This is a genomic window from Gemmatimonadota bacterium (assembly GCA_041390105.1).
Classification (GTDB): Bacteria; Gemmatimonadota; Gemmatimonadetes; order Longimicrobiales; family Gaopeijiaceae; genus JAGQIF01.
On sequence record JAWKQO010000003.1, the window covers coordinates 516,367 to 541,163 of the forward strand.

The 24,797-nt window shown below is 68.9% G+C and carries 19 protein-coding genes; 15 read left to right on the forward strand and 4 right to left on the reverse strand.

Annotation, left to right across the window (positions count from 1 at the left end):
• The first annotated feature begins 3 nt into the window (after window positions 1-3).
• The gene (locus R3E10_15335) at window positions 4-1,593 is read left to right on the forward strand and encodes a DEAD/DEAH box helicase (GenBank protein MEZ4417125.1); all 1,590 of its coding nucleotides are present in this window, start codon (window positions 4-6) and stop codon (window positions 1,591-1,593) included.
• A gap of 109 nt (window positions 1,594-1,702) precedes the next feature.
• Here R3E10_15335 and R3E10_15340 read toward each other — a convergent pair whose 3' ends face one another.
• Window positions 1,703-1,984 (reverse strand): HU family DNA-binding protein, encoded by a 282-nt coding sequence (locus R3E10_15340; protein MEZ4417126.1) that lies wholly within the window; start codon window positions 1,982-1,984, stop codon window positions 1,703-1,705.
• 317 nt (window positions 1,985-2,301) lie between these two features.
• Between R3E10_15340 and R3E10_15345 the strand changes: the two genes are divergently transcribed.
• On the forward strand, window positions 2,302-3,321 hold the full coding sequence (locus R3E10_15345; GenBank protein MEZ4417127.1) for a potassium channel protein: 1,020 nt from the start codon (window positions 2,302-2,304) through the stop codon (window positions 3,319-3,321).
• Between the two features lie 45 nt (window positions 3,322-3,366).
• Here the strand turns inward: R3E10_15345 and R3E10_15350 are convergent, their stop codons facing one another.
• On the reverse strand, window positions 3,367-3,546 hold the full coding sequence (locus R3E10_15350) for a hypothetical protein (GenBank protein ID MEZ4417128.1): 180 nt from the start codon (window positions 3,544-3,546) through the stop codon (window positions 3,367-3,369).
• Window positions 3,547-3,653: 107 nt separating this feature from the next.
• Window positions 3,654-6,014, reverse strand: coding sequence for a DUF5916 domain-containing protein (locus tag R3E10_15355; GenBank protein ID MEZ4417129.1), 2,361 nt, complete (start codon window positions 6,012-6,014; stop codon window positions 3,654-3,656).
• Window positions 6,015-6,413: 399 nt separating this feature from the next.
• Between R3E10_15355 and R3E10_15360 the strand changes: the two genes are divergently transcribed.
• From R3E10_15360 to R3E10_15395, 8 genes are all read left to right on the forward strand, one after another.
• Complete coding sequence (locus tag R3E10_15360) at window positions 6,414-6,713, forward strand: PqqD family protein (protein MEZ4417130.1); 300 nt, start codon at window positions 6,414-6,416, stop codon at window positions 6,711-6,713.
• Window positions 6,685-7,170: a lasso peptide biosynthesis B2 protein gene (locus R3E10_15365; GenBank protein MEZ4417131.1), complete on the forward strand. Its 486-nt coding sequence runs from the start codon at window positions 6,685-6,687 to the stop codon at window positions 7,168-7,170. Before R3E10_15360 ends, R3E10_15365 begins: the two co-directional genes overlap by 29 nt.
• 65 nt (window positions 7,171-7,235) lie before the next feature.
• Window positions 7,236-9,083 (forward strand): asparagine synthase-related protein, encoded by a 1,848-nt coding sequence (locus R3E10_15370; GenBank protein ID MEZ4417132.1) that lies wholly within the window; start codon window positions 7,236-7,238, stop codon window positions 9,081-9,083.
• Window positions 9,080-10,048: a hypothetical protein gene (locus tag R3E10_15375; GenBank protein ID MEZ4417133.1), complete on the forward strand. Its 969-nt coding sequence runs from the start codon at window positions 9,080-9,082 to the stop codon at window positions 10,046-10,048. The genes R3E10_15370 and R3E10_15375 overlap by 4 nt, the downstream gene beginning before the upstream one ends.
• Window positions 10,045-11,118 carry an ABC transporter ATP-binding protein gene (locus R3E10_15380; GenBank protein ID MEZ4417134.1) on the forward strand — a complete coding sequence of 358 codons (1,074 nt, stop codon included), beginning with the start codon at window positions 10,045-10,047 and terminating at the stop codon, window positions 11,116-11,118. The genes R3E10_15375 and R3E10_15380 overlap by 4 nt, the downstream gene beginning before the upstream one ends.
• Window positions 11,111-11,911 (forward strand): ABC transporter permease, encoded by an 801-nt coding sequence (locus tag R3E10_15385; GenBank protein ID MEZ4417135.1) that lies wholly within the window; start codon window positions 11,111-11,113, stop codon window positions 11,909-11,911. Before R3E10_15380 ends, R3E10_15385 begins: the two co-directional genes overlap by 8 nt.
• A 78-nt stretch (window positions 11,912-11,989) precedes the next feature.
• Window positions 11,990-13,126: a nucleotidyltransferase family protein gene (locus tag R3E10_15390; GenBank protein ID MEZ4417136.1), complete on the forward strand. Its 1,137-nt coding sequence runs from the start codon at window positions 11,990-11,992 to the stop codon at window positions 13,124-13,126.
• Window positions 13,069-14,034, forward strand: coding sequence for a hypothetical protein (locus tag R3E10_15395; GenBank protein MEZ4417137.1), 966 nt, complete (start codon window positions 13,069-13,071; stop codon window positions 14,032-14,034). Before R3E10_15390 ends, R3E10_15395 begins: the two co-directional genes overlap by 58 nt.
• An 82-nt stretch (window positions 14,035-14,116) precedes the next feature.
• Here R3E10_15395 and R3E10_15400 read toward each other — a convergent pair whose 3' ends face one another.
• A complete protein-coding gene (locus tag R3E10_15400; protein ID MEZ4417138.1) occupies window positions 14,117-16,045 on the reverse strand; it encodes a hypothetical protein in 1,929 nt (642 codons plus the stop codon).
• Between the two features lie 562 nt (window positions 16,046-16,607).
• On the opposite strand from R3E10_15400, the gene R3E10_15405 reads away from it, so the two are divergent.
• The 5 genes from R3E10_15405 (at window position 16,608) to R3E10_15425 (ending at window position 24,687) form a co-directional block, all read left to right on the forward strand.
• Window positions 16,608-17,882, forward strand: coding sequence for a hypothetical protein (locus R3E10_15405; protein MEZ4417139.1), 1,275 nt, complete (start codon window positions 16,608-16,610; stop codon window positions 17,880-17,882).
• Between the two features lie 133 nt (window positions 17,883-18,015).
• A complete protein-coding gene (locus R3E10_15410) occupies window positions 18,016-20,298 on the forward strand; it encodes a glutamine amidotransferase (protein ID MEZ4417140.1) in 2,283 nt (760 codons plus the stop codon).
• Window positions 20,298-21,269: a C13 family peptidase gene (locus R3E10_15415; protein MEZ4417141.1), complete on the forward strand. Its 972-nt coding sequence runs from the start codon at window positions 20,298-20,300 to the stop codon at window positions 21,267-21,269. The genes R3E10_15410 and R3E10_15415 overlap by 1 nt, the downstream gene beginning before the upstream one ends.
• Window positions 21,269-23,857: a tetratricopeptide repeat protein gene (locus R3E10_15420; protein MEZ4417142.1), complete on the forward strand. Its 2,589-nt coding sequence runs from the start codon at window positions 21,269-21,271 to the stop codon at window positions 23,855-23,857. Before R3E10_15415 ends, R3E10_15420 begins: the two co-directional genes overlap by 1 nt.
• Complete coding sequence (locus tag R3E10_15425) at window positions 23,854-24,687, forward strand: DUF4159 domain-containing protein (GenBank protein ID MEZ4417143.1); 834 nt, start codon at window positions 23,854-23,856, stop codon at window positions 24,685-24,687. Before R3E10_15420 ends, R3E10_15425 begins: the two co-directional genes overlap by 4 nt.
• Window positions 24,688-24,797: the final 110 nt, after the last annotated feature.

Below are 24,797 nucleotides of genomic sequence, written 5' to 3' on the forward strand. Positions count from 1 at the left end.
TCCATGGAGTCTTTCGAGGCCATGGGCCTGGCCGCAGACCTGATCGAGGCGCTGGGCACGGAAGGGGTCGAAGTGCCCACTCCCCTCCAGGCCGGCGTCATGCCCGTCATCCGCAGGGGCGGCAGCGTGCTGCTGGAGGGTGGCCCTGGCGGAGGAACGCTGGTGGCCTACGGAGCGGCCCTGCTCGACCGGCTCGAGGAGCCCAGCCGCCAATCGGTCCTCATCGCCACGACGGGTGACACCGAATCCGATGCCCTGGCACGGTCGCTGGCTCCGATCGCCGAGGTGCGCGGCGCCAGCGTCGCTGCCCTGGGCAGCCACTGGGCCACCCCGACCGACGCCTGCATCCTGTTCGGGTCGGTCGATCGACTCGTCGACCTGTTGCGACTGTCGGAGCTCGACCTCGAGAACGTGCAGGCCCTTGTCTGTGATGGGACCGCCGTTGCGGAGGGGATGGGCAAGCTCGAGGGCCTCACCTTGCTCGCCGAGGCGTTGCCGGGAGTGCAGAAGGTCTTCGTGGGCCTTCCCATCTCCCCCGCCGTCGAAGCCCTGGCCCGCCGCACCGCCGACAAGCCCGTCCATATCCCGCCGCGAGCGGTCGAAGCGGAGGGCGCAGCGCCCGCCACCGGCCGCGGCACGTTGCAGTACCGCCTGGTGGCGGGACGTCGCCTCGATCACCTGGTGAACATCGTCCACGAGCGGATCGAGCGGGCCGGCAGGGAGCACGTGGCGATCTCCTTCCGCACCGAGGATCAGGCCGCCGATGTCGGTGACGAGATCGCCACGCGTGGCTTCACGGTGGGGGCCCCGGGGGATCTGGAGGCGCGCGTCTGGCTCTGTCCGCCCAGCGCGTCCGAACTCCCGCAGGTGGAGGACCCCATCACGGTGGTGGGCTACGAAGCGCCGGTGGGACCGGAGGCTTTGACCACCCTGTATGCGAGCCACACGGACTGCATCGTACTGGTGGAAGCCCGCGAGCTACCGCACCTGCGCGACACCGCTGGACGGGCGGGATTCGATGTCCGCGTGTTGCCGGTGCGTCCCTCCGAGCGGGCCGATGCAGAGCTTCTGGCGCTGGAGCGACGGCTGCGGGCGCGGCTCAAGGCGCCCGGACTGACGCCTTTCCTGCTCCTGGCCGAGCGCTTGGCGGGCGAGCAGGACCCACTCGAGGTGGCGTCTGCCGCCCTGGCCCTGGCCCTGGAGACCGGCCCCACCCCCTCGGCCGCGCCCCGCGAGCGGGCCGAGGTCGGCGCTCAGGCGCCGCCGGCCGCAGCGAGCTGGACCAAGCTGTTCCTGTCCATCGGGAGCAAGGATCAGGTCGGTCCCGGCGACCTCCTGGGGGCCATCACTGGAGAGTCGGGCATCTCTGGCTCCCAGGTCGGTCGCATCGACATCCACGAGACCTATACGCTGCTCGATGTGCAGACCGCTCAGGCCGAAAAGGTGATGAAGGCGCTGAACGGCACGACCATCCGTGGTCGCAGCATTCGAGCAGACTTCGATCGCGGACAGAAGAAGTCGCGTCCGCGCGGCGGTCCCCGAGGGGGGCGCGGACGGGGTCCGCGCACACCCCGACCTCAGGGGAATGCCTGAACCTCCTGAAAAACAAGGGAAAAGCGAAGGCAAAACCGAGAGGGGTCACGACGTCGACGACGTCGTGACCCCTCGGTGCGTTCTCGTGCGGCGGTGCTCGAGAAGCGCGCTAGTTGATGGCGTCCTTGAGGCCTTTGCCGGCGCGGAAGGCCGGGCTCTTGGAGGCCGCGATCCGGATGGTCTGACCCGTACGCGGATTGCGTCCGGTGCGCGCCTTGCGGTTACGCGCCTCGAACGTGCCGAACCCCGTAATCTGGACCTTCTTGTTGCCACGGAGGGCTTTGGCAATGACACCGTCCGTGCCGAACACCGCCTCGATCGCACGACCGGCATCCGCTTTGGTCATGCCGGTGCGATCCGCGAGGGCGTCCACGAGGTCGGACTTGTTCATCGGGTTACTCCTCTGACGTGGGTGTGTGGGAGCTGGGGCCAACGGCCGCTCGGGATGTACCCTGCTTCGAGAGGGTGGTCCTGGAGCGACCCGGCGACCCACTGAAAAACCCGCAGAAAACCAAGCGTTTCCCGGCCTCCTCCCATTCGATGCTCAACGGTAAATCGGCCCCGGAAGGCCGTCAAGTCAATCGTGACCGGGGGTCGGAGGGGTCGACCTCAGCCCCCGGTTGACCGGGTACGCTCCGGTCCGGGAGACATGCTAGCTTCCGCGTGCACCCAGACCGTTCCCCTCGACGCGCCGACCAGGAGTCGCAGGTGCTACGCTCGTTCGTCAGGCGGACCCTCTACACGATCCTCTACGGAGTCGCGCTTGTCCTGTTCGGAGCCGTGGGGTACGTCTGGCTGGAAGGAGCGTCGTTCGGGGACGCCCTGTACATGACGGTCGTCACCGTGACCGCCGTGGGCTATGACGAGGTGGTGCCGCTGTCGACTGCCGGTCGCGCGTTCACGTCGGCGCTACTCGTGCTCGGTCTCACCGGCATGGGCCTCTGGTTCGCCCTCCTCACCTCGCTCATCGTCGAGCTCGATCTGCGCAACACCCTACAACAGCGACGCATGACCAAGACCATCGATTCGCTTTCGGGACACGTTGTCGTGTGCGGCGCCGGTCGCACTGGACGCCGGGTGATCATCGAGCTTTCTCGGGCGAGGCAGCCGTTCGTCGTCATCGATCGCAACGAAGATCACATCGCGCTCGCGCGCGAGGAGCGCCCCGACCTGCTCTATGTGTCAGGGGACGCCACGCAGGACCACACCCTGGAAGAAGCGGGCATACGCCGAGCCGCTGGGTTGGTGGCCAGTTTGAGCGCGGACACCGACAACGTCTACGTCTGCTTGTCCGCGCGGGTACTGAACCCCGATCTGCAGATCGTGGCGCGCGCCTACGAAGACGAGAGTTCGGAGAAGCTCCTACGGGCCGGAGCGGACCACGTGGTCAGCCCCAACGTCACGGGCGCCACTCAGATGGCGGCCTATCTCCTGCACCCCTCCGTGGTCTCCTTCCTGGACGTGATGACGCGCTCCCCGGAGTTGGCCCTGCGGCTGGAGGAGGCGGTCATCACGCCGAGGTCACAGCTGGTGGGCCGGTCGCTGATGAACGCTCGCATCCGGCAGGAAACGGGACTCATGGTCATCGCCATCCGCAAGGCGGGAGAGGGCGCCCCCGGCTATACCTTCAATCCGGCGGCCGAGACCCAGCTCGACCCGGGCGACCAGATCATCGCGTTGGGGACGGCCGAGCAGGTGGAAAAACTGCGCGCCTACGCCGCCCCCTGAGTTCGAGGTAGGCGCGTCGGTGCCGGCTGGGGGGCCGGCGAGGGGTCATGCGTCCGCGGGTCGGCGCCCGCGCAGCATCTGCACGACGAAGTAGACGATCGCGAGAATCACCGCCCACTTGATCACCAGCCCCACCAGCCCGAACAGCATGGCGAGCAAGGGCAACAGGATCTTGAGGCTCAATAGACCTGCCAGCCCCGCCAGCACACCGCCGAACACTCTCATCTCACGCCTCCAGGGATCGAACCCGCGCCTCGGAGCTGTGCCGGGCCGGGGCCTGCGTTCTCATCGCCCTACGCGGAGGTCGCTCCACCGGTTTCAAGCCACGGCCGTCAGAACCGGAACCGGTAGGAGAGCTTGAGGAAGATGCCGTCCGCCCGGGTGCGGAGGTCGCGGATCTCGGGCAGCACTTCGTCGTCGAAGGCCCGGGAATAGCCCAGGAAGAACACTGTGCCGGGAGAGGGCTCGTAGCTGAGCAGGCCCTCCAGATACAGGTCGGTGCCCTCGCCACCCTCGAAAAGCGTGCACTCCCCATCGGCACAATACTCGACGGGCTCCCCAGCCGCGGAGAGGATGTCGCCGACCGATGCGTAGCTTCGCTCCGCGATGCCCCGCACGAACAGCGCCTTGGTGAGCTGATACTGTGCGCGCACGCGCGAGATGCTGGCCGTCGAGTACCGATCTCCCGTGCTTTGCCGGAACAAGGCGCTGTAGCGGAAGTTGAGCTCGATGGACAGCGACGGGTTCGGGAAGATCGACAGGTTGTTGTCGCTCGACCAGGAGGATGCAGGCTCCGCGGGCAATCCGCGCGCGAAGATGGGCGTCTCCTGCCAGGTGCCGCCGATCCGCCCGCGCACCGCCTGCCAGCGGCCGACGAACAGATTGAGGCGGAACTGATCGAACCCCTCGAAGGCGCCCGCCTGCGGAACGAACGGCGCCTGCAGCGTCTGGTTCGGTCCGGTCCGGACCTGGAAGCCCTCGTAGCGATCGGCTGGGAAGCGGAAGCCGGAGCGCTGATAGTTGGCGAAGATGCTTGTGTTGCCCAGGAACGAGAGGCTTCCGCCCAGCTCGATCTCGCTTTCTTCCCATCCCTGGCCGTTCCAGAACCCGTCGTGGTCCCAGATCCCGTTCACCTGGAGCGACGGCCCGAACCGCTCGATGGTCGCACCCGGTTGGCCATACCAGTTCCACGCAACGCGGCTGCGCAGCTCGGTGTTGCCCACCCGCCGGATGAATCCGGAGCCCGCTACGAAATCGGGACTGGAATCCTCCATGGAGGCGTTGAAGGAGAACTCCCGACCGCTGCGTTCCAGACGTGCGCTCCACAACTGGCCGGCGTAGGAGTCCGCATCGTCGACGCGCTGCGTGGAGCTGAACGCACCCAGCATCGTCAGCGTGTAACGCCGCGCCAGGATGAAGCGGGCGTCCGCGCCACCCACGCGATTGAAGACATCCGACGACTCCGTGCGGTCGGTCAGCACCGCACCGATGCTCGAGTTCCCCCCGATGTCCTGGCGGGCCCGCAGCAGGTTTACGCGTGCGTAGTCGTTCTCATCGCTGCTGGTGGCCTCGTCGTAGGCGCCCAGATAGCCGAGACTGAGGTTCCCGACCTTTCCCGTCACCTTGGCGCCGCCGATCGGGTTCACGATGGAACGTGTGTAGATGAGCTGCTGCGGCATCCCGAAGATGTCGGTGCCTTCCAGGAAGAAGGGCCGCTTCTCGGGGAAGAAGAGGGCGAAACGCTCGTTGACTGCGATCTGCCCCGCGTCGGCCTCGACCTGACTGAAGTCGGGGTTGTAGGTGGCGTCCAGGGTCAGGTTGGAGGTGAGCCCGTAGGTCGCGTTGAGGCCGAACTCCCCATCCGCGCTGCTGTGCACCAGCGTCCCCACGTCGTCCGCCTCACCGACCCTCAGTCCGGTGAGCACCGGGTTCAGCTCCAGGAAGAGGCCAGGATCCAGCCCCCTGAGATTTTGCAGCTGACCGGACTGGCTGAGCTGATTGGGTTGGTTCTGCGAGATGGGGGCCCAGGCTTCCTCATAGCCGACCCGCTCGATGCGCCGCACCACCTGGATCCCCCAGCTCTGCACCGGCGCCGCCGGGAAACGCAAGCTCTTGAAGGGGATCTTGATCTCGACCTGATAGCCCCAGTCCTCGACGCGACCCTCCGACTCCCAGATGAAGTTGGGGTTGTAGTCGACGGGCGGACCGAAACCCCCGCCCCCACCACCCCCGCGTCCGCCACCGCCGCCCTCGTTCCAGACTCCGTCCTGTTGGACGCCGTGTGGATTGGTGACGAAGACGTAGGCGCGGCGTCGATCGTTGAAGGTGTCGAGGGTCAGGCGGATGTAGTCGTCCCGCCGCACCACGTTGTCGCGAGGCGCGATGGATGCGCGGATGCCGTCCGGCTCGTCATCGTAGGCGCGCACCGCGAGGTAGATGGCGTCGCCGGACACCAGCACCAGCGCTTCGGTGCGCTGGGTGGCGGGAATCCCTTCGACAGGATCGTATTGCGTGAAGTCCGTCAGGAGCGCGGCGTTGGCCCACGCTTCTTCCGAGGCCACGCCGTCGATGTGGATGTCGGGGCTCTCGACGTAGGGAGCGTCGACCTCCAACTCCCCCTGGGTGCCCCGATAGATGGAGTCGGGGTCGGGGGCGATGCCGAGGGCCAGCGCGGCCAGGGCGGTGTAGAGCATCTCGTGAGGATCTTCTCCAAGGCGTCGGCTGGGTCGGTGCCGGGCCGACGGACGGCCCCGGATCGGAAGGGACTACACCAGGTTGGAACAAATGTGCAGTGACTTTGCGCGTCGGGAAGGGGTCGAAGGTCGGGTTGCCCGCTGTCCCGAGTGTGGCGGCGCCCTGGACGAGCGCCGTGTCGACGCAGCGCCCAACGTCCCCTACGTCCGGCAACGTACTTGGAAGATCTGCCCTTCGTGCGGGTGGTCCCGGGTGGTGGAGCGCACCCCGGAGCCCCGTTCGCGGCCGGATCCGGAGGGACCCAGCTAAGTGCAGGCCCGAAGCCTATTTCAAGGCACAAGAGTTGCAGTGACGCGACACCGCTCGTTACACTCCCCAAGGAGGGTGGAACCCGCGCCATGATCGTTCGTCCGCACGCAGCCGTGATCTTCAAGAACGTCTCCGACGGAGCCGTTCTGCTGCACACCGAGAGCGAGATCTACTTCGGGCTCAACCGCGTCGGCGCCCAGGTCTGGGAAATGCTCGCCACGGGGGGGCTCTCCGTGGAAGGCGTGGTCCGCGCCCTCCAGAAGACCTATCCCGACGTGGAGCCGGCCGCCCTCCAGTCCGACGTCAGTGAGCTCGTCAGCCAGCTCCGGGCGAACGGCCTCGTCGTCACGGACGAACCGGATGGGGCAGCCAGCTCGTCTGCCGCGTAAGCTCCTCCGCTTCCTCACCGTCTCGAGGGAGGAACGGCGAGATCTCGTCGACGCCTTCCGCGCGATCCTCTGGGCCCGCCGGGTCATGCGCGACCGACCCACGGGAGAGTTGGTGGCGCTGTATTCGTCGGCCGATGCGCCCAACTCCCGCAGGCCGGCTGCGCCCTCCCCCCTTGCGGTCGATCTGCCCCGAGCCCGATCGGTGGCCGAGGCCGTGGTGCGGGTGGCCGCCTACATGCCCTTCGACGCGAGCTGCCTGATCCGGTCGCTCGCCATCCAACGCATGTATCGGGCTCGCGGCCTCGAGACCGGCCAGATCAAGATCGGCGTGGCGCTGGACGGGAAGGCGTTCCTGGCGCATGCCTGGGTCGAAGTCGACGGCCGGGTGATGGGTGACACGGTCGCTCACGTCTCGCGCTTCACCCCCGTCACCGACATGACCGCCGTGCGGTTTTGAGCGCCATCGCTGCCTGGATCGGGGTCGACCCCGACCGACCGAGGTTCGAGCGGGCCCTTCGTCGGATGCACCGACGCGGACGGGCCCACCCGGGTGTCGAGCAGCGGGGCCCGGCCCTGGTGGGCGCCGCCCGCAAGACCTGGGAGTGGGACGACCAACCCACTGGGCGGCCCCCGGTGCTGGTGGACGGCGCCCTGACCGTGGCGGCCGACGCCACGCTGTACTACCGACGAGCCCTGGTGGACGCCCTCGGGGGTGAGACCGCCGGCGTCACCCCCGAACGCAGCGCCAGTGAGTTGATCGCAGCGGCCTACCGCCGCTGGGGCCCCGACGCCGTCGCCCGCCTGGAGGGGGACTTCGCCTTCGTCCTGTGGGACGCGGAGCGTCACACTCTCGTAGCGGCCCGGGACTTCGCAGGCTTCCGGCCCCTCTATTGGGCGGACTTGCCCGGCGGAGTTGGAGTGGCCTCGACGCCGGGAGCCCTTCTGGAGCTCGGAGCCGACTCCGACCTGGACCTGGCCACGGTGGCCGCCGCTGCCGGAGGTCTCCACCGAGCCGCCGGCCCCGAGACGGTCTACCGGGGAATCCGGGCGGTACCGGCTGCCCATACCCTGGTCTGGACCTCCGCCCAGGGTGTGCGCCTGGCGTCCCACTGGTCGCCGCCTCGCTGGGGTGCGGCGCCCGAGCTGCCCTTCGAAGAGGCCGCCCAGCATCTGAGAGCTCTGATCGCCGACGCCGTCGCAGAGCGCTTGTCGCCGACCGGCGCCACGTCCTGTCCGCTCAGCGGTGGGTGGGACTCCACCGCCGTGTTCGTGATCGGCGAGGCGCTCCTGAGCGAACGGTCCTCGGAACAACGCCTGGCGCCGCTCTCACTCACCTACCCCGAGGGCGACCCCGGTCGTGAGGACGAGACGATCCGTCAGACGCTGCAGCGCTGGGACGCGCAGACCCGCTGGCTGGACGTGGAGGAGATCCGCCTCTTCGACGACCTCGAGGAGCGGGTGGCGATGCAGGACCTCCCCTTCACCCACCTGTACGAGCACTGGAATCGTGCGCTGGCGCGGGGAGCCCGGGCCGAGGACAGCCGCGTCCAGTTCAGCGGGTACGGCGGCGATCAACTCTTCCAGGTTTCGAACGTCTACGTCGCCGAGCTGGTCCGCCGGGGGCGGCTGGGGCGGGCCTGGAAGGAGTGGACCCTCAAGGGCGAGAACTCCCGCAAGGAGTTCGTACGCATGGGTCTGGTGCCGCTCCTCCCGGAACCCTGGTTCCGCCTGCTCACCCGGCTACGGGGTGGACGTCCGCTGCATCGCTACCTGGATCGTTGGATTCCCACCTGGTTCGACCCCGGGCTGGTAGAAGGCCTGCGCCTCCGGGAACGCGAGGCGGAGAGGCTGCCCTCGGCGTACCCGGGTACCCCGGCGGAGCAGGAATGGCGGTGGTTCGTTCAGGATCCGTACTTCCCGATGGTGGGGGGCTTGGTGGCGGATTTCGCCCTCGAGGAGGGCGTCGAAGCCCGGGCGCCGCTCTACGACCGCCGCATCGTCGAGTTCGCGGCCTCACGCCCCTGGACCGACCTTTCCCTGGGGCGCGAGACCAAACGCCTGCTGCGGGCGGCTTGCCGTGGACTGGCCCCGGACGCGGTGCTGGCGCCGCGACCCTACCGGACCGGGGTGACATCGGCCTACGCCGAGCGCCAGATTCGCCTGGCCTTTCCGGGTCTTCTCCGGCGACTTCTGGAGCGGCCCCTGGCCCTGGAGGGGCTCGGCATCATCCGTGCGGAGCCCTTCCGGCAGGCGTGCGCCCCACTGCTCGAGGAGCGCGGTATTCCCAACATCCAGGATGTGATGGCGATCTACTACACCCTGCAGACCGAACTCTGGCTGCGCAGCCAGGGCCGGCCGGGGAGCGCATGAGCGCCTCAGCGGAACGCTACCGGGTCTTCGGCGGGGTGCTCGAGAGCGACCTCCCCTTCCCCGAGCTCCCCGCCGCCGCCGCAGGCGACCCGACCGACTGGGTGCTGCGCACGCGGACGGGCAATCCTCCGGACGCGGACGCGCGTCCGCTCGGCACGGACGAGGTCGACCAGGGGATCTCGGTGCAGCTCCTCCGTACCGAGGCCGGCCTGCGCCTGGTGTACAGCGATACGGGCACGTTCGACATCCTGGGCCAGGGAGAACGCATCGAGTGGTACCCGGGCAGCCAGGCGACGCCGGAAACCGCCCGGGTGGACATCCTGGGACGGGTGCTGGCCGTGGCTCTCCATGCCCGCGGTGACCTGACGTTGCACGCCAGCGGAGTCGCCTTCGACCGGGGCGCCATCGCCTTCATCGCGCCCAAGCACCACGGCAAGTCCACCACGGCCTTGGCGCTGGTGCGATCCGGTGCCCGCCTCGTCACCGACGACACCTTGGGAGTGACGTTGGAAAGCGAGCCACGTGCGATTCCCGGTGTCCATGCGGTCCGGCTCTGGTCGGATTCCGCCGAACGGGTGGGAACGGACGACGTCGAGGTGGACGACTCCGGACCGGGCGGGAAGCTCCTCTTGAGCGATCTGCCCGAAGACTGTCTCACCTACGAGACCCTGCCGTTGAGCGCGCTGTATCTGCTGGCGCCCGTGCAGCCGGGCGACGATGTGCCCGCCGTGGAGCGGATCCGCCTGCAGCCCTTCGAATCGACGCTGTCGCTCCTGGGGCAAACGAAGGTCGGTGCGCTGCTGGGACGTTCCGAGGCGGCGTCCGTGCTCGACCGGGTGGCGCAGATCGCGGAGCGCGTGCCCGTCTACCAGCTGCGGGTGGCGCGCGACTTCCAACAACTCGATCGTGCCGTGGCAACGCTGCGCGAGTGGCACGCCGACTTGATCGGCGCTCCGGTGGCATGAGCGACGTCGCCCTCGCATCCGCCATGCGAAACGAGCGCCTGCCCAACGCTGCCTCGTCGCGCCGCCCGATGGTCTCCGTGGAGGGACTCACCAAGATCTTCCCCGTGCAACGCACGTGGGCGCAGCTCGTCCGCCAACCGTTCCACCGTGAACGGGTGACGGTGGTCAAAGACGTCTCCCTGCACATCGAGGAGGGCGAGTTCTTCGGCTTGCTCGGTCCCAACGGGGCGGGCAAGAGCACGCTCTTCAAGATGTTGGCAACACTGATTCTCCCGGACGAGGGAGAGGCAGTCATCGACGGCAAGTCCGTGACCACTGAGGCGGACGCAGTGCGCCGCGTGCTCACGCCGGTGATTCCCGATGAGCGAAGCCTCTACTGGCGCTTGAGCGCGCGCGAGAACGTGCGGTTGTTCGCCGTCCTGCACGGACTGCGGGGGGCCGAGCTCCAGCGCCGCGTCGACGCTGTGTTGGAGAATGTCGGGCTGGCCGACACGGCCGAGAAGATGGTGGGGCAGTTCTCCTCGGGCATGAAGCAGCGGCTCCTGATCGCACGGTCGCTCCTGGCCGAGCCCCGCGTGCTGCTGCTGGACGAGCCGACGCGTAGCCTGGACCCGCTCTCGGCCCGCGACTTCCGTCGCTTCCTGCGCGAAGAGCTCGCCGACCGGCAGGGCGTCACCGTGCTCCTGGCCACTCACCTTGCCGAGGAGGCCCTCGACCTGTGCGACCGCCTGGCGGTGCTGGACCGCGGCAAGCTCATCGCCGTGGGCACGGTGCCCGAGCTGCGCGCCCGGGCCGGGGACGACCGCTTCGAGCTGAGAGCCCGGGGCAGCACGCTCGTCCCCGCGAGCCTGAATGGCCGAGGGGGCGCGCACGACGTGGAGTGGTTGGGCTCCGACGACGAGGGATGGAGCCGGATCCGCCTGCGGCTTCCGGACGGCGATGCCAGTGCGGCCGCCCTCCTTGCGGATTTGGTGCACGACGGAGTACAGGTGTCTCGGTTGGAGCCCGTGGCGCTCACTCTCGCGGACCTGTTGGAGAGGATCGTCGCCGGAGGTCGCCCCCATGCGTGAGGCCTGGGCCCTGGTGCGGGCGAGCGCGATCACGGCGTCGAGCTACCGACTGCGGTTGTTGATGTCCATCGGGGGCCTGCTGCTTTCGGCGGTGCCTCTCTTCTTCGTCACCAACGCCCTGCAGGACACGATGGCAACACACATCAACGCCGAAGCCGATCAGTACTTCGGGTTCGTGTTGGTGGGGACCATCGCGCTGTCCTTCGTCATGACCGCGGTCGGCAGCTTGCCCAACCAGCTGGGCGGCGGCATCACCACCGGAACCCTGGAGGCGCTTCTCAGCACCCGTGCCCGCCTCCCGGCGATCTTTGCAGGGATGATCGGCTTCGAGGTGATCTGGACCGCGATCCGCAACTTCTTCCTGCTGGTGTTGGGCGCGCTGCTCGGCGCTCACGTGGCGTGGAGCCAGATGCTGCCGGCGGCGCTGATCGTACTGCTGCTCGTGCTGTCGATGCTTCCGTTCGGGATCGTGGCCGCTGCCATGGTGCTGGCGTTCCGCACCTCCGGCCCGCTCACCCAGGGCGTGATGTTCGTATCGGCAGCGCTCGGTGGCGTCTACTATCCGGTGGCGGTGATCCCCTCCTGGATCCAGTCCATCGCCTATCTGGTACCGCTCAGCTACGGTTCGGAGGCGCTCAGACGTGTGCTGTTGCGCGGCGAGTCGTTGCTGGACGTGGGCTATGAGATCACCGTGCTGCTGGTAGGCACGGTGGTGTTGCTGGCGATCAGCTCGGCCCTCTTCATGGTTGCGTTCCGCTACGCCAAGCGGGCGGGGACGCTGACCCAATACTGATCCGTCGACCCTCTGACCCTCCGCCCACCGAACCTACTCGTGGCTTCCCCCCGACGAGCTCTGACCCCTGAGCTACGCGTGCTCTTCGCGAGCGCACGCAGCGTGGACTTCGCAGCCGAGATCGAGGCCGCCCTGGCGGGCCCCTTCGACTGGCTGCGGCTCTACGCGTACGCGGATCGGGAACGGGCCGTGCCGGCCACCTGGAAGGCGATCCAGGCGGTGGTCGCCGAGCCGCCACCTGACGCTGCGCCGCTGCAGAACGTGGCGATGATCACCGAGTTCAGGATGTTCCACCTGGAGCAGTACCTGAAGCGGTCGCTGGAGCATCTGCACTCGCTGGGCATCGAGACGCTGCTGTTGAAAGGCGCCGCCTTGGGTCTGACGCACTACGACTCGTTCGCCGACCGCCCGATGGTCGACCTGGACATCCTGGTCAAGCCTACCGACGCGCGTCGCGCCTGGATGGCGATGCAGGAGCAGGGGTGGACCTGGGAGGGGAATGAGTCGCTGGAAGCCGTATACGACCACACCCACCACCACCTCCCGCCACTCATCGAGCCCGCCGGTACGGGAACGGCGTTGGAGGTGCACACCGGTCTCCACCCGCGCAGCGCTCCCATCCTGATGCCCGCGGAGCGGGTGTGGGAGCGCGCGGAGACGGTGCAGGTTGGAGACGTGCACGCGCGAGTGCCCTGCCTGGTGGATCAGGTCGTCCACATCTGCACGCACTTCGCCTGGTCGCACGCGATGACGTCGGCCGGTTGGCGCACCTTCCGGGATCTCGACCGCCTGTTGCGCCATGATCCACTTCCGGAAGAGGAGGTGGTGGAGGAGGCCCGGCGCGCACGCGCGACCAGCAGCTGCTACTGGACGCTGCGTCTCGCCCGCGCTCTTGTGGCGGCTCCGGTCTCGGACGACCTTCTGGACGCACTCCGGCCCCCGCGGACCCGTTCCGTCGGAGGCATGCTGGAGCGGGCCTACATTCTCTCGCTGCTTCCCGATCCGGACCTGGCCTGCCCGTCGGTGACGGTTCAGCATGCAGCCTGGGTGTTGGGCATGAGACCCCGTTGGAGCGGACACGGAGGAATGCGGCCTTGGGACTTCTCGGACCTCTTCGTCGACCCCAACGTGCCGCAACCGTCGCGGTGGATGCAGCAGTGGAAGCACCTGCCCACCTGGCGGCGTTTCCTGGGAAAGGTGTTGCTGCCCTCCTGAGCCGGCTGCCCATCGGGGTCGCCGCGGCGTTGGCCCTCGCTCCGTCTTTCCTTTGCGCGCAAGGCACACCCTCCGTCCTGGAGCTCACCCACTCGGCGCGGAGCGCGGCCCTCGGTGGCGCCTATCCGCTGGCGGACCCCTTGGCGGACGTGCTCTTCGCGGCACCGGGGCGCATCGGTGATGCGCGGGGCCTGTCCCTCTTCCATGCGGACTTCGGCGCCAACGGCCGCGGCTTCACCGCAGCGGGCGCCGCAGACTGGTGGGGCGGCGGTGTAGCAGGGGGCGTACAGGTGCTGAGCTATGGCGTGGCCAGCGAAGATCCGGACGCACTGCCACCGCGGGAGTCACGCCTCGGCGACGACGGCCCCGTACCCGTGTCCGAAGCGGTGCTGAGCGCGGGCTTCGGGCGAGAGGTCTTCGACGTGGACGTGGGCGCGGCCCTCAAGCTGGTCGAGATGCGGCTGGGCGCCGTGCGGGCCAGCACGGTCGGGGTCGATGTGGGCGCGGCCCATGCCCTGGGGCCCGTCTCGGTCGCGCTCTCGCTGCAGAACCTCGGCGGCGACCTTTCGTTTCCCGGCGGGTCGCGCTCACTCCCCACCAAGGTGGCGCTGGGACTGGGAACGCAGCGACGCCCACTGGGGCCCCTCGATCTGGGAGCGGCAGGCGCCGTGACCCGCCTGGTCGACGGAGAGGTCGAGGCGGGCGCCGGCGTGGAGCTCTCGTACTGGCCGATCAACGGCCGCACCTTCAGCGGTCGCGCAGGATATCGGCATGCGGTCGACGAGGACCTGCGCGGGCTCACCCTGGGTGGAGGGTTCGCCGGAGATCAGATCCGCATCGACTACGCTTGGCAGTCCGCAGGGGACGGACGCGGACACCACCGCTTCGGGCTGAGCTGGCGCCCCTAGCGGCTCGTTGAACAAGGCGGGCATCCCGCGCTGGGAGCGCCAGGTGCCCGCCCTGCCGGCTCGGCTCTTCGCAGCCGCACGATCAGCGCCGTGCTACCGCCCCTGGCAGACGGGCGCGTAGAAACGACGGCGGGAGATTGGAGAAGCCGACGTCGTCGAGCGCCACCGTGCCCGCTACCGTTCCATCGAAGACGAAACGGATCTCACGAAGGCGGATGAGATCCAACTCCGGGCTCACCGCCCGGAAGTCCGCCAGCGGAATGGAGAAGCTCTGCAGGATCAACTCCCAGCGCTGGGGGAAGCGCTCCTTCTCCAGGTCGGCACGACGCAGGATCCGCATCTCCAGCGGCTTGCGCAGCACGCCGTAGGCGCTGATCGGCAGCGTCGCGCGCACACCTTCGGTATCGACGAGCTGCACCGACACCGCGAAGGACTCCTCGGCTTCAGGCTCGTCGGGCTGTCCCCGGGGTGGACGCCCGGAGCGCCCGCGCCCGCGGTCTCCGTTCGCGCCGCGGGGCCGCGGCGTCTCGTTGGACGGGCTCATGCGGAAGTCCAGTGTGCTCCGCTCGGTGATGTCGAGCGTGCGGCGCGCCGCCGCGTCGAGCTGGATGCCGTAGACAGACGGAGCCCCCAACACCTCGTCCTGACCGGCGACGTGCCGGTTCCACCCCAGCCATGCGACCTGGTTCTCCTGGGACGCCGACGTGTTGGTGCGGTTGCGCGAGCGCAGCTCGAGCACGCCCTCCTTCCACGTCTGCAATGAATCGCCGAACAGAGTGACACCGGGCACGCTGCCGGTCGTGACGTCGATGTCCTCTTCGAACGTCACCAGGGGCCGGAAGCTGCTGTGCTCGAACGCCGTGAAGTACATGGTGCGGGGAAGCCACTGGCCGGCCACCCGGTAGTCCCGGAACAGCGGTAGGTAGCGATCGTCGTCGTGCAGTGTCGCCTCCAGGAACGACGAGATCATCACCTCGCCGAAGCGCTTCTGCTCCTCGGTCGGAAGCAAGCCGCGCAGGTCCAACATGCGGGCGCTACGCGGGCCGTTGTCGCGCGGTCCCCAGACGCTGTTCCACTGCCCGTGATTCGCGCGATAGACGTAGACCGCGGCCTTGAAGTAGTCGCCCTTCCCGGAGAAGGTCACGCGCTTGTACTGGCGCAGGCCGTGGAAGCTGGTGACGTCCCCGTCGTGGGAGCCGTGGAAGACCAGATAGTTCACGTCCTCGACCGGGACGGAGCGCCCGGTGGGCAGGTACTGCCCATCCACCGGGGCGATCGCCACCACCGAACGGATGTTGAAGCCGAAGTCGAACTCGAGGCTGGCATCGTCCGGGTAGTGGCTCAGCCGATTGAAGGCGGCCGCATGGCCCACCGCCTCGCCGCCACGCGAGTGGCCCATGACGGCGATGCGGTCCATGTCCACCTTGCCGCGGAAGGGCGACCCCGAGTCCTGGTTGAACCCGCGCCACACCTGGAGGTGCTTGAGGAGCAACCAACCGCGGCCGTCGTTCTCACCCCGGATCCCCCCGTTGATGAAGTTCATGTCCACGGATACCAGGATGAATCCACGACTGGCGAGCAGCTCGCCCAGGTAGTCGTAGCCCGGGTCCGAGAAATCCGTCATGTCGTGGTTGCCGTGGACCACCAGCACCAGGGGGAAGGGGCCGCTGCCCTCCGGATACCACACCCGACCGTTGATCGGGAACGAGTCCGGGCTGAAGCCCCAATACTCGTTGCGTGACTTCGCCTGCTCGCCCAGGTCGACCAGCTTGGAGGCGTCGACCGACTCCGTGCGCAACGAGACGGAGTCGCGATACTCGGCCCGCCGCTTGTCCGTCCCGCTCCCGTAATAGAGGGTCCGGACCGGCAAGGCTCCCGGCAGCCCAGGGTCGGGCGCCTCCAGGGTCTGGTGGGACAGGACGGCGGCGGAATCGTCGGGCTCGAGCTCCAGCGTCGCGCGGCAGGCCGCGAGAGCGAGAGACGCCAGCACACAGCTGAGAAGTCGTTTCATCCGTCCAAGAATGCGCCACCCCCGACTCCCCGGGCAAACGCCCCCGAGGCGATGCGGCGCCCCGCCCCGACCGGGCCTCGGCCAACAGGGATCCCGGTTGCCCGCGTGTGGCGGTCGACCCACAAACCCGGGCGGCAGTCCAACGGATCCGGCGCGGGGCGGGCCTGGGTGTGGACCCACAACTATCTATCAATCAATTACTTAGATGAACAGACCCTCTCGGCACGCCCGTTGCCCCCACCCCGGGCGGACCGCTTGACCCCGGTGCGGCCGCCCGTGTGGTCGGAGGTCCGTTCTCTACTCTGGAGGAACGATGTACCAGAAGCCGGTTGTGGAGCGCCTGGGCGCTTTCCGCGACCTCACCCTCGCGGGTGGCTCGGTCTTCGGGGGTGACGGTTTCAGCATTTGGAGCGCTGGAGCCACGACGCCCCCTCCGAGCACCACTGGGGGCGGGAGCACGTCGGTCTCGCGTTCGTAGTCGCGGTCCGACGGCGCGGAGCCTCCCCCGGAGGCTCCGCGCCACGGTCGGACCGCTTTCCCCTTCCACCCCGACCGGGGTACCATGGCGCCCATGTCGCGGCGCCTCTCTCCCCTCCGCTGGCTGGCTCTGGCTCTGGCCGGACTGGGCCTCGTCTCCTGGGCCTTCGCGCGTCCCATCGTGGTGGACGCTCGCTCGGGCGCTCCCCCGGCGGATGCGTTCCTGGAACGCCCACTCGCGTACGTGCTGCTCTCTCCGGTCACGTCCCTGCTGGACCACCTTTCCCTTCTGGCCCTTTCCCAGCACATCGCCTTCCTCGTGAGCCTGCTGATGGTGTTCTGGGTCTGGCGCGGGTGGCGACGACCCCCCTCCCGCACCTGGGGGCGCGCCGCCGTGGTCGAGACCCTGGCCACCGTGGCCTTCCTGGCCGGACTGGTGGGCCTCTATGCGGTCATGACCTACGTGCCCCGTCCCGTGCCGCGCCTGCGGGTGGAAGGGGAGGGGCTGCTGGTCATCGACTTCCATTCGCACACCCGCCATTCGCACGACGTGCCCGAGGGATACGGCGTGGAGTGGAATCGCCGCACCCATGAGCGGGTGGGCTTCCATGCGGCCTACCTCACGGACCACGCCGGCTGGGCCGGCGTTCCCGAGGGCGCAGCCGCCAATCCGGCCCGGGCCGGGGACGGCTTCGTGCTGCTGACCGCGTCCGAGCTGTGGTTGGGAGGGGAGAACACCCTGGCCCTGGGCGATTCGAGCCTCTACCGCGGCACCCTCGACGAGCGGGGGATCGGGATCGAGCCGGGTCGGGGGCCCGTCCCCCACGATCCGCCCGCGACGCTGATCCTGACCTTGCCGGCCCGGCGTCCCCTGGAGGCGGTGGGGTTCAGCCCGTCGCAGCCGTGGGGACTGGTCGGGCTGGAGGTGAACGACGCCTCGCCCAAGGGCCTGGAGCAGGGACGCCGCACCCGCAGCCTCCTGCTCCAGGTGGCCGATCGGGAGGACCTGGCCGTCGTTTCGGCCACCAACAACCACGGCGCCGGCCGGACCGCGGCCGCGTGGACGCTGATGGAGCTCCCCGGCTGGCGGGCCCTCTCGCCCAGCGCGCTGGCCCTGCGGATCGAGTCCACCCTGCATCGCGATCGGGGGCGCGCCACCCGCGTGGTCGAGCGCACACTTCCCTTCCCCCGCCCCTACGCCCTCGTGGCCTTCACGGCCGTGGCGCTGCCCTGGCACACGGCCGCCACGCTCTCCCTAACGGAACGGCTGGTCTGGCTGTTGTACGCAGCGGGGCTCTGGATCGTAGGTTCGCCTCGGAAGGGGCGCGCATCCGGACCGCAGCGCCCCCTGCCCGGGTAGTCCAGAATCCGGACCGCGCGCCGACTTGGGCGGCTCGGGCCGGGCATACCCTTCGCTCCGTAGTGAATCGAAGTCGAGATCGGTCGGTGCGTCCCCCGGCGCACCAACGCTCCGACACAGCGAGAGGCGCCGCGTGCTCGAGAACCTCGCCGAATTCCTGTTCAAGTACCGTCCGGTGCTGTTCCAGGAGGGCGAGGTGCATCTGGCGGCCCCGGCATGGGTGTGGATCCTGGGCACGGGGCTGGTGCTGTCCGTCCTGACGGCGGGCACCTACCGCATGGCGCGCGGCCGCTCCAGCCGTCGCGACCGCATCGTCCTCACCGCGCTGCGCTCCGGAATCCTCGGCCTCCTTCTCTTCGCCATCCTGAAGCCGACGTTGGTGCTCAGCCGGGTCATCCCGGAGCGCAACTTCGTCGGCATCCTCGTGGACGACTCGCGCAGCATGCGCATCGACGACGGCAGCGGCATCGCGCGCGCCGACGTCGCGCTGGCGCAGGTCGGGCTCGAGGAAGGTTCGTTGCGGGCGGCGCTGGACGAGCGGTTCGGCGTGCGGGTGTTCCGCTTCTCGGACGTCGTGCAACGCATCGACTCCCTGAGCGAGCTGGGCTTCAGTGGTCGCCGCACCGACCTGGCGGCCGCGCTCGACTTCGCGCGTGAGGAGCTCGCGGGCGTGCCTCTTTCCGGTCTGGTGCTGCTCAGCGACGGCGCCAACAACGGCGACCGGCCGCTGCAGGATGCGCTGCTCCCGCTCAAGGCCGCCGGGGTGCCTGTATTCACCGTGGGCATCGGAGAGGAGAGCCTCCCGACCGACATCCAGGTCAGTCGGGTGGAGACGCCGCGCGAGGTCCTGCGCGGCACCTCCGTGGTGGTCGACGTGGTGGTGACCCACTCCGGGTACACGGGTCGGCACGTGCCGCTCATCGTGGAAGACGACGGTCAGGTGGTCAGCACGCAGGACGTCGAGCTGGGGCGCAGCGGCGAGCCCACCACCGTGCGCGTCCATTTCCAGGCTGCTGAGCGCGGCCCCCGCACGTTCCGCTTCCGGGTGCCCGTGCAGGACGACGAGCGGGTCGCCGAGAACAACGCCCAGGACGCGCTGGTGCAGGTCCAGGACGCCACCCGCGACATCCTGTTCTTCGAGGGTGTGCCACGGCCCGAGCTCACATTCGTGGACCGGTACGCCCTGCAGGGAGACGCCAACATCCGGGGCGCACGGGTCACACGCACCGCCGACGCCAAGTACCTGCGGCAGAACGTGCGGGACAGCGTGGAGCTGCAGGGCGGATTCCCCAAAGCACGCGAGGTCCTGTTCGACTACGACGCGATCGTGCTGGGCACCGCCGAGGCCAGCGAGTTCACGTCCGATCAGCTGCAGATGGTCGCCGACTTCGTGAGCGAGCGCGGCGGGGGGCTGCTGGTGGCGGGTGGGAAGCGTTCGCTGGCCGAGGGCGGGTTCGTGGGCACGCCCCTGGAGGACGTCCTCCCCGTTGAGCTGGAGGAACCGGTGGGCTCGGAGCCCACGCTGATCGGCGACCTGGCGGTGCGCCCTACCCGCGCCGGAGCGGCCCATCCCATCACGCAGATCGTGCCCGAGGGTCAGGACGTCACCGCGGCCTGGGAATCGCTGCCCACGCTCACCAGCTACAACCCGGTGCGCAACGTGAAGCCCGGAGCCACGGCCCTCCTCACCGCTCCCGTCCCGGATGGCGATCAGGTGGTGCTGGCCTTCCATCGCTACGGTCGCGGAAAGGCGCTGGTCTTCACGCCGCAGGATTCGTGGCAGTGGCAGATGGGGGCGGAGGTGCCGGTCGACGATCTCCGCTTCGAGACCTTCTGGCGTCAGCTCCTGCGCTGGCTGGTCGACGGCGTGCCAGAGCGAGTGGAGGGGCGCCTGCCCTCGGATCGCGTCGAGCCGGGGCGGTCCGTCCTGGTGCAGGCCGTCGTCTCCGACTCCGGCTTCGTCGAGATGAATGGCGCCGAAGTCACCGCGCAGGTGACCACGCCGTCCGGGGAAGAGCGCAGCGCGGTGTTGGACTGGACCGTGGAGCGGGACGGCCTCTACGCGGTGGACCTCCCCACCGACGAGCCGGGACTGTACCGGATCGCCCTGGAAGCGCGCCGTGACGACTCGGTGTTGGGGCAGGACACCGTATACGTACGAGCGGAAGAGAGTCAGGCCGAGTTCTTCGATTCGGGGATGAAGGCTTCCGTGCTGCAGCGGGTGGCGCAGGAGACCGGAGGGCGCTTCTACACGCCGGAAACGGTCTCTCGCCTGGCCGAGGATCTTCAGTACACGGGCGGCGGAGTGACGCAGATCGAAGAGGAGGATCTCTGGGACATGCCCGTCCTCTTCCTGGCGCTGCTGCTGTTGATCGGAGCCGAGTGGGGGTTCCGCCGTGTACGGGAGCTGGCTTGATGCGCGCACGCACGCTGGCGCTTCTCGGCACGCTGGTCCTCGCCTCCCCCGCGGCCGCGCAGGATGCGCATTGGCTGGTGGTCTCGGGGCTGGGCGGAGAAGCCGAGTACCGGGATCTCTTCCGGGACTGGGGCACCCGCCTCGTGAGCGCCGTGCGCCCCTCCGCCACCTCGGTCCGCTATCTGGCCGAGCGACCTGCGGAGGACGCGGGCCGCATCGATGGTGCCTCCCGCAAAGAACGCATCGAGCTGGCCTTCGACACGTTGGCCGCCAGCACCAACGAAGGCGATCAGGTGGTGATCGTGCTGATCGGGCACGGCTCGTCCGACGAGAACGGTGCCCGCATCAACCTCCCCGGCCCCGATCTGTCCGCTGCGGACTTCGCCATCCAGCTCGACCGGCTTCCCGGACGCCGGATCGTGTTCGTCAACACCGCCAGCGCGTCGGGCGCGTTCGTGGAGGAGCTCTCGGCGGCAGGGCGCGTGGTGCTGACCGCCACCAAGACAGCGGGTGAGCGCAACCAGACGCGCTTCGGCGGCTTCTTCGTGCAGGCGCTGGAAGACGCGGCCGCCGACGCGGACAAGAACGGACGGGTATCGGTCCTGGAAGCTTTCCAGTATGCGCGCCGCGAGACACTCCGCACCTACGAGGACGACGGCAAGCTGGCCACCGAACACGCCCTGCTGGACGACAACGCGGACGGACGCGGCAGCGAAACGCCCGAGGCCCTGAGCGGCGAGGGATCGGTCGCCGCCACGCTCTACCTCACGCGCACGTCCACTGCGGACGTCCCCAGCGACGATCCTGCGGTCCGCGCCCTGGTCGCCGAGCGTGAGCGCCTGGAGCGAGCCGTGGCGGAGCTACGGCAGCGCAAGGACTCGATGGATCCGGAGCGCTACGAACAGGAATTGGAGACGCTCTTGCTGGAGTTGGCAGCCGTCAATCGCCGCTTGCGGGGAGGCGGGAGCTGATGGTCCAGGGACGCCCCCGCCGACTTTTCGCGCTGCTTCTGGGCGCGCTGCTTCCAGCCGCCTGCGCGGCACAGCAAGAGGCGTCGCCCGAGGGAGCGCGCGCCGCGGCCCGCACCGGCGACTACGACACCGCCCTCGCGCTCTACGAACGCCTCGACCGGGGCGATGCAGCGCTCGCGATCCGTCAGGCGCATGTCGACGTCCTGCTGACGGTGGGCCGCTATGCGGATGCCGAAGCGCTGGCCCGCGGAGACGACGCCGAGCTCGCCACCCGTCTGGCCAAGGCACTGATGGCCCAAGGAAAGGGCGCCCAGGCGGAAGAGGCCCTGCAGCAGGCCGTGCAGGGTCGGGCCGGCGATGCGCTGGAGGCGCAGGTGCTGCTGGCGGACCTCTGGATGGCGCGGGGCGAGCACGATCGGGCGCACGCCGCGTACGACGCCCTGATCGACGTCTACAACTCGGGTGGCGCGCGCGGTGCTTCCGATCTGCTGGCCGTGGGTCACGCCGTGCGGCGCCTCGGCAAGTGGGAGTGGGTGTACTTCCACGACGCCGTGAAGGCGTACGACGAGGCCATCGCCGCAGACCCCGAAGGTGTGGAGGCGCAGGTGGCCATGGCCACGCTGTTCCTCGACAAGTACGACAGCGGCGAAGCCAAGACGATCCTCGACCAGGTGCTGCAGAAGAACCCGCGGCACCCGCAGGGACTCCTGGCGGCGGCGCGCGCACTGCACTTCGATGGCTCCGGGCAAGCCGAAGCACGCGCGCGCGAGGCGTTGGAGGTCAACGAGAACCTCGTGGGCGCCCATGTCCTGCTGGCCCGCCTCGCCTTGGAAGCCGAGGACGAAGCCACCGCCGTGGCGGAGGCGGAGCGGGCACTCTCCGTGGATCCGCAGTCGACGGAAGCGCTCACCATGCTGGCGGCGGCACGCTGGCTGGCCAACGACCAGGCCGGCTTTCGCGCGGCCGAAGAGCGGGTGCTGGCGATCGACCCCCGGCACGCACCGCTCTACACCGAGCTCGCCGACCTGGCGGCCCAACGCCGACTCTACCGCGAGGCGGCCACGCTGGCCGCACGCGCCGTGGACGCGGACTCGCTTTCCTGGGAAGGGTACGGCCACCTCGGCCTCAATCTCCTGCGCACCGGTCAGATCAGCGAGGGGCGCTCGGCGCTCGACCGTGCCTTCGGCGGGGACCCCTTCAACCTGTGGTTCAAGAACACGCTCGACCTGCTCGACACCTTCGAGCATTACGACGTGGTTCCCACGGACCACTTCCAGGTGGTGCTGCACGAACGTGAGTCTGCGGTCCTGGCGCCCTACGTGACGGACATGGCCGAGCGCGCCTACGCCGCACTCCGTTCGCGCTACGGGATCGATCCCCCGACGCCCATCCGACTGGAAGTCTATCCGGAGCACGCCGACTTCTCCGTGCGCACGGTGGGGTTGGCGGGCATCGGCGCACTCGGCGTGAGCTTCGGCACCGTGCTGGCGATGGACTCTCCGTCGGCACAGCCCGAGGGCGAGTTGAATTGGGCCTCCACACTGTGGCACGAGGTGGCGCACTCGTTCCATATGGCACTGTCGGGCAATCGCGTGCCCCGCTGGTTCACCGAGGGTCTGGCCGTCTACGAGCAACGGCGCGCCGTGCCTGGATGGGGCTTCGCGCCCTCGCCCATGTTCCTCAACACGTTCAGGGAGGGCGGTCTGCGCCCCTTCAGCGAGCTGAACGAGGGCTTCATGCATCCCCGTTCTCCGCAGGAGGTGCCGTTCTCCTATCTGCTGGCGTCGTTCGGGATCGAGTGGATCGAGGGGCAAGCAGGGTTCGAGGGGATCCAGGCGTTCCTGGCGGGCTACGGCGCGGGGAAGGACACCCGCACTTTGATCCGCGAGGTGATGGGCACCGAGCCCGGTGACGTGGACGAGGCGTTCCAAGCGTACGTCGAGCAGCGGTTCGCTACCGAGTTGGACGCCTCGCAACCGCGACCCGGCGCCGAGCGCCTTGGCGCCGCGCACCCGGGCAGCTTCAGCGCGCAGCTCCTGGAAGGCCGGCGCCTGCTCGAGCAGGGAGACGTGGACGGCGCCCGTGAAGCGCTCGAACAGGCGGACGCGCTCTTCCCGACCTATGGCGGACCGGACAGCCCGCTCTGGTTCCTGGCCGAGCTGGAAGTGCGCGAAGGCAATCCCCAGCGCGCCATCCAGCACGCAGAGCGCCTGCTCACCCTGAACGAGTCGCACCTCCAGGGCGCGTCGCTCCTGGCCAGACTGCTCCACGAAGCGGGGGACGACGCCGGCGCCACGCGCGCCCTGGAACGCGTGCTGGAGATCGCGCCTCTGCAGGCCGCCCCCCACGTGCAGTTCGCCGAGATCCTGGAGGCGCGAGGCGACTTCGCCGGTGCGGCGCGGGAGCGGGGCGCGGTCGTGGCCTTGGGGCCCTCCGATCCGGCGGACGCGTACTACCGCTTGGCTCTGGCCCACTTCCAGGCCGGCGCGCTCGACCAGGCGCGTAGCGCCGTGCTGAGCTCGCTGGAAACAGCACCGACCTACGGACCCGCGCTGGATCTGCTCCTCCGCATCCGGGAGGGCCGGTGAGCGCGCGCGCCTGGCTACTGGGTGCCGGCCTGCTGGCCGGGACGGGGGCGGCCTTTTCCGCGGCGGGCGGCTTGGGCTCCGCAGCCCCCTCGGGCTCCGTCGCCGCTGCGGCCACGACAGAGGCCGCGAGTGCCGCGCAGGAGTTCGAGGGTTCCGAGTACACGGGCGAGTTCACGTTCGTACGCATCCGCGTGGTGGGCGACCTGCGAGGCTTCGGTCGGTTCGGACGCGGACGCGAGCCACCCTGGGCGCACGACTACCCGCGGGCCGAGCGCAACTTCCTGCGGATCCTGGAGGAGACCACGCTCGTCGATCGTCATCCGGACGGCACCAAGATCCTGACGACGGACGACCCGGAGCTCTTCAAGTATCCGGTGGCCTACATCTCGGAGCCGGGGTTCTGGACCGCTTCCGACGCGGAGATCGCGGGGCTCCGGGAATGGCTGCTCAAAGGCGGCTTTCTCATCGCCGACGACTTCCGTGGGCGCGACTGGTACCAGTTCGCCCAGATCATGGAGGAGGCAATGCCGGAGCTCTCCTTCATCGAAATGCAACCGTCGATGGAGGTGTTCGACTCGTTCTTCCGGATCGAGTCGCTCGACTTCCAGCCGCCGCCCGACTACCGATACGATCCGCGGAGCGGCAAGCCCGTATTCATGGGCATGTTCGAGGACAACGATCCCAGCAAGCGACTGATGGTGATCGCGAACTACAACAACGACATCGGTGACTACTGGGAGTGGTCGGACGCGGGCTTCATCCCCATCGACCTCTCCAACGAGGCTTACAAGCTGGGCGTCAACTACATCGTCTACGCGCTGACCCACTGAGCCCCCGGGTCAACACCCGAGCCACCCACGAGCAGAGCAAGGAGAAGCACGGTGAGCTTCAACGAACCCGGACCGGCGACGCTGGATTCTGTGGACGACGTCGCACTGGC

What these genes read in the sequence shown, in the direction of transcription:
- R3E10_15340 (MEZ4417126.1), bottom strand. Translation starts at nt 1,984, where the DNA reads ATGAACAAGTCCGACCTCGTGGACGCCCTCGCGGATCGCACCGGCATG.
- R3E10_15335 (MEZ4417125.1), top strand. Translation starts at nt 4, where the DNA reads ATGGAGTCTTTCGAGGCCATGGGCCTGGCCGCAGACCTGATCGAGGCG.
- R3E10_15355 (MEZ4417129.1), bottom strand. Translation starts at nt 6,014, where the DNA reads ATGCTCTACACCGCCCTGGCCGCGCTGGCCCTCGGCATCGCCCCCGAC.
- R3E10_15415 (MEZ4417141.1), top strand. Translation starts at nt 20,298, where the DNA reads ATGCGCGCACGCACGCTGGCGCTTCTCGGCACGCTGGTCCTCGCCTCC.
- R3E10_15350 (MEZ4417128.1), bottom strand. Translation starts at nt 3,546, where the DNA reads ATGAGAGTGTTCGGCGGTGTGCTGGCGGGGCTGGCAGGTCTATTGAGC.
- R3E10_15400 (MEZ4417138.1), bottom strand. Translation starts at nt 16,045, where the DNA reads ATGAAACGACTTCTCAGCTGTGTGCTGGCGTCTCTCGCTCTCGCGGCC.
- R3E10_15375 (MEZ4417133.1), top strand. Translation starts at nt 9,080, where the DNA reads ATGAGCGCCTCAGCGGAACGCTACCGGGTCTTCGGCGGGGTGCTCGAG.
- R3E10_15365 (MEZ4417131.1), top strand. Translation starts at nt 6,685, where the DNA reads ATGGGGCAGCCAGCTCGTCTGCCGCGTAAGCTCCTCCGCTTCCTCACC.
- R3E10_15405 (MEZ4417139.1), top strand. Translation starts at nt 16,608, where the DNA reads ATGGCGCCCATGTCGCGGCGCCTCTCTCCCCTCCGCTGGCTGGCTCTG.
- R3E10_15420 (MEZ4417142.1), top strand. Translation starts at nt 21,269, where the DNA reads ATGGTCCAGGGACGCCCCCGCCGACTTTTCGCGCTGCTTCTGGGCGCG.
- R3E10_15360 (MEZ4417130.1), top strand. Translation starts at nt 6,414, where the DNA reads ATGATCGTTCGTCCGCACGCAGCCGTGATCTTCAAGAACGTCTCCGAC.
- R3E10_15380 (MEZ4417134.1), top strand. Translation starts at nt 10,045, where the DNA reads ATGAGCGACGTCGCCCTCGCATCCGCCATGCGAAACGAGCGCCTGCCC.
- R3E10_15385 (MEZ4417135.1), top strand. Translation starts at nt 11,111, where the DNA reads ATGCGTGAGGCCTGGGCCCTGGTGCGGGCGAGCGCGATCACGGCGTCG.
- R3E10_15370 (MEZ4417132.1), top strand. Translation starts at nt 7,236, where the DNA reads ATGCACCGACGCGGACGGGCCCACCCGGGTGTCGAGCAGCGGGGCCCG.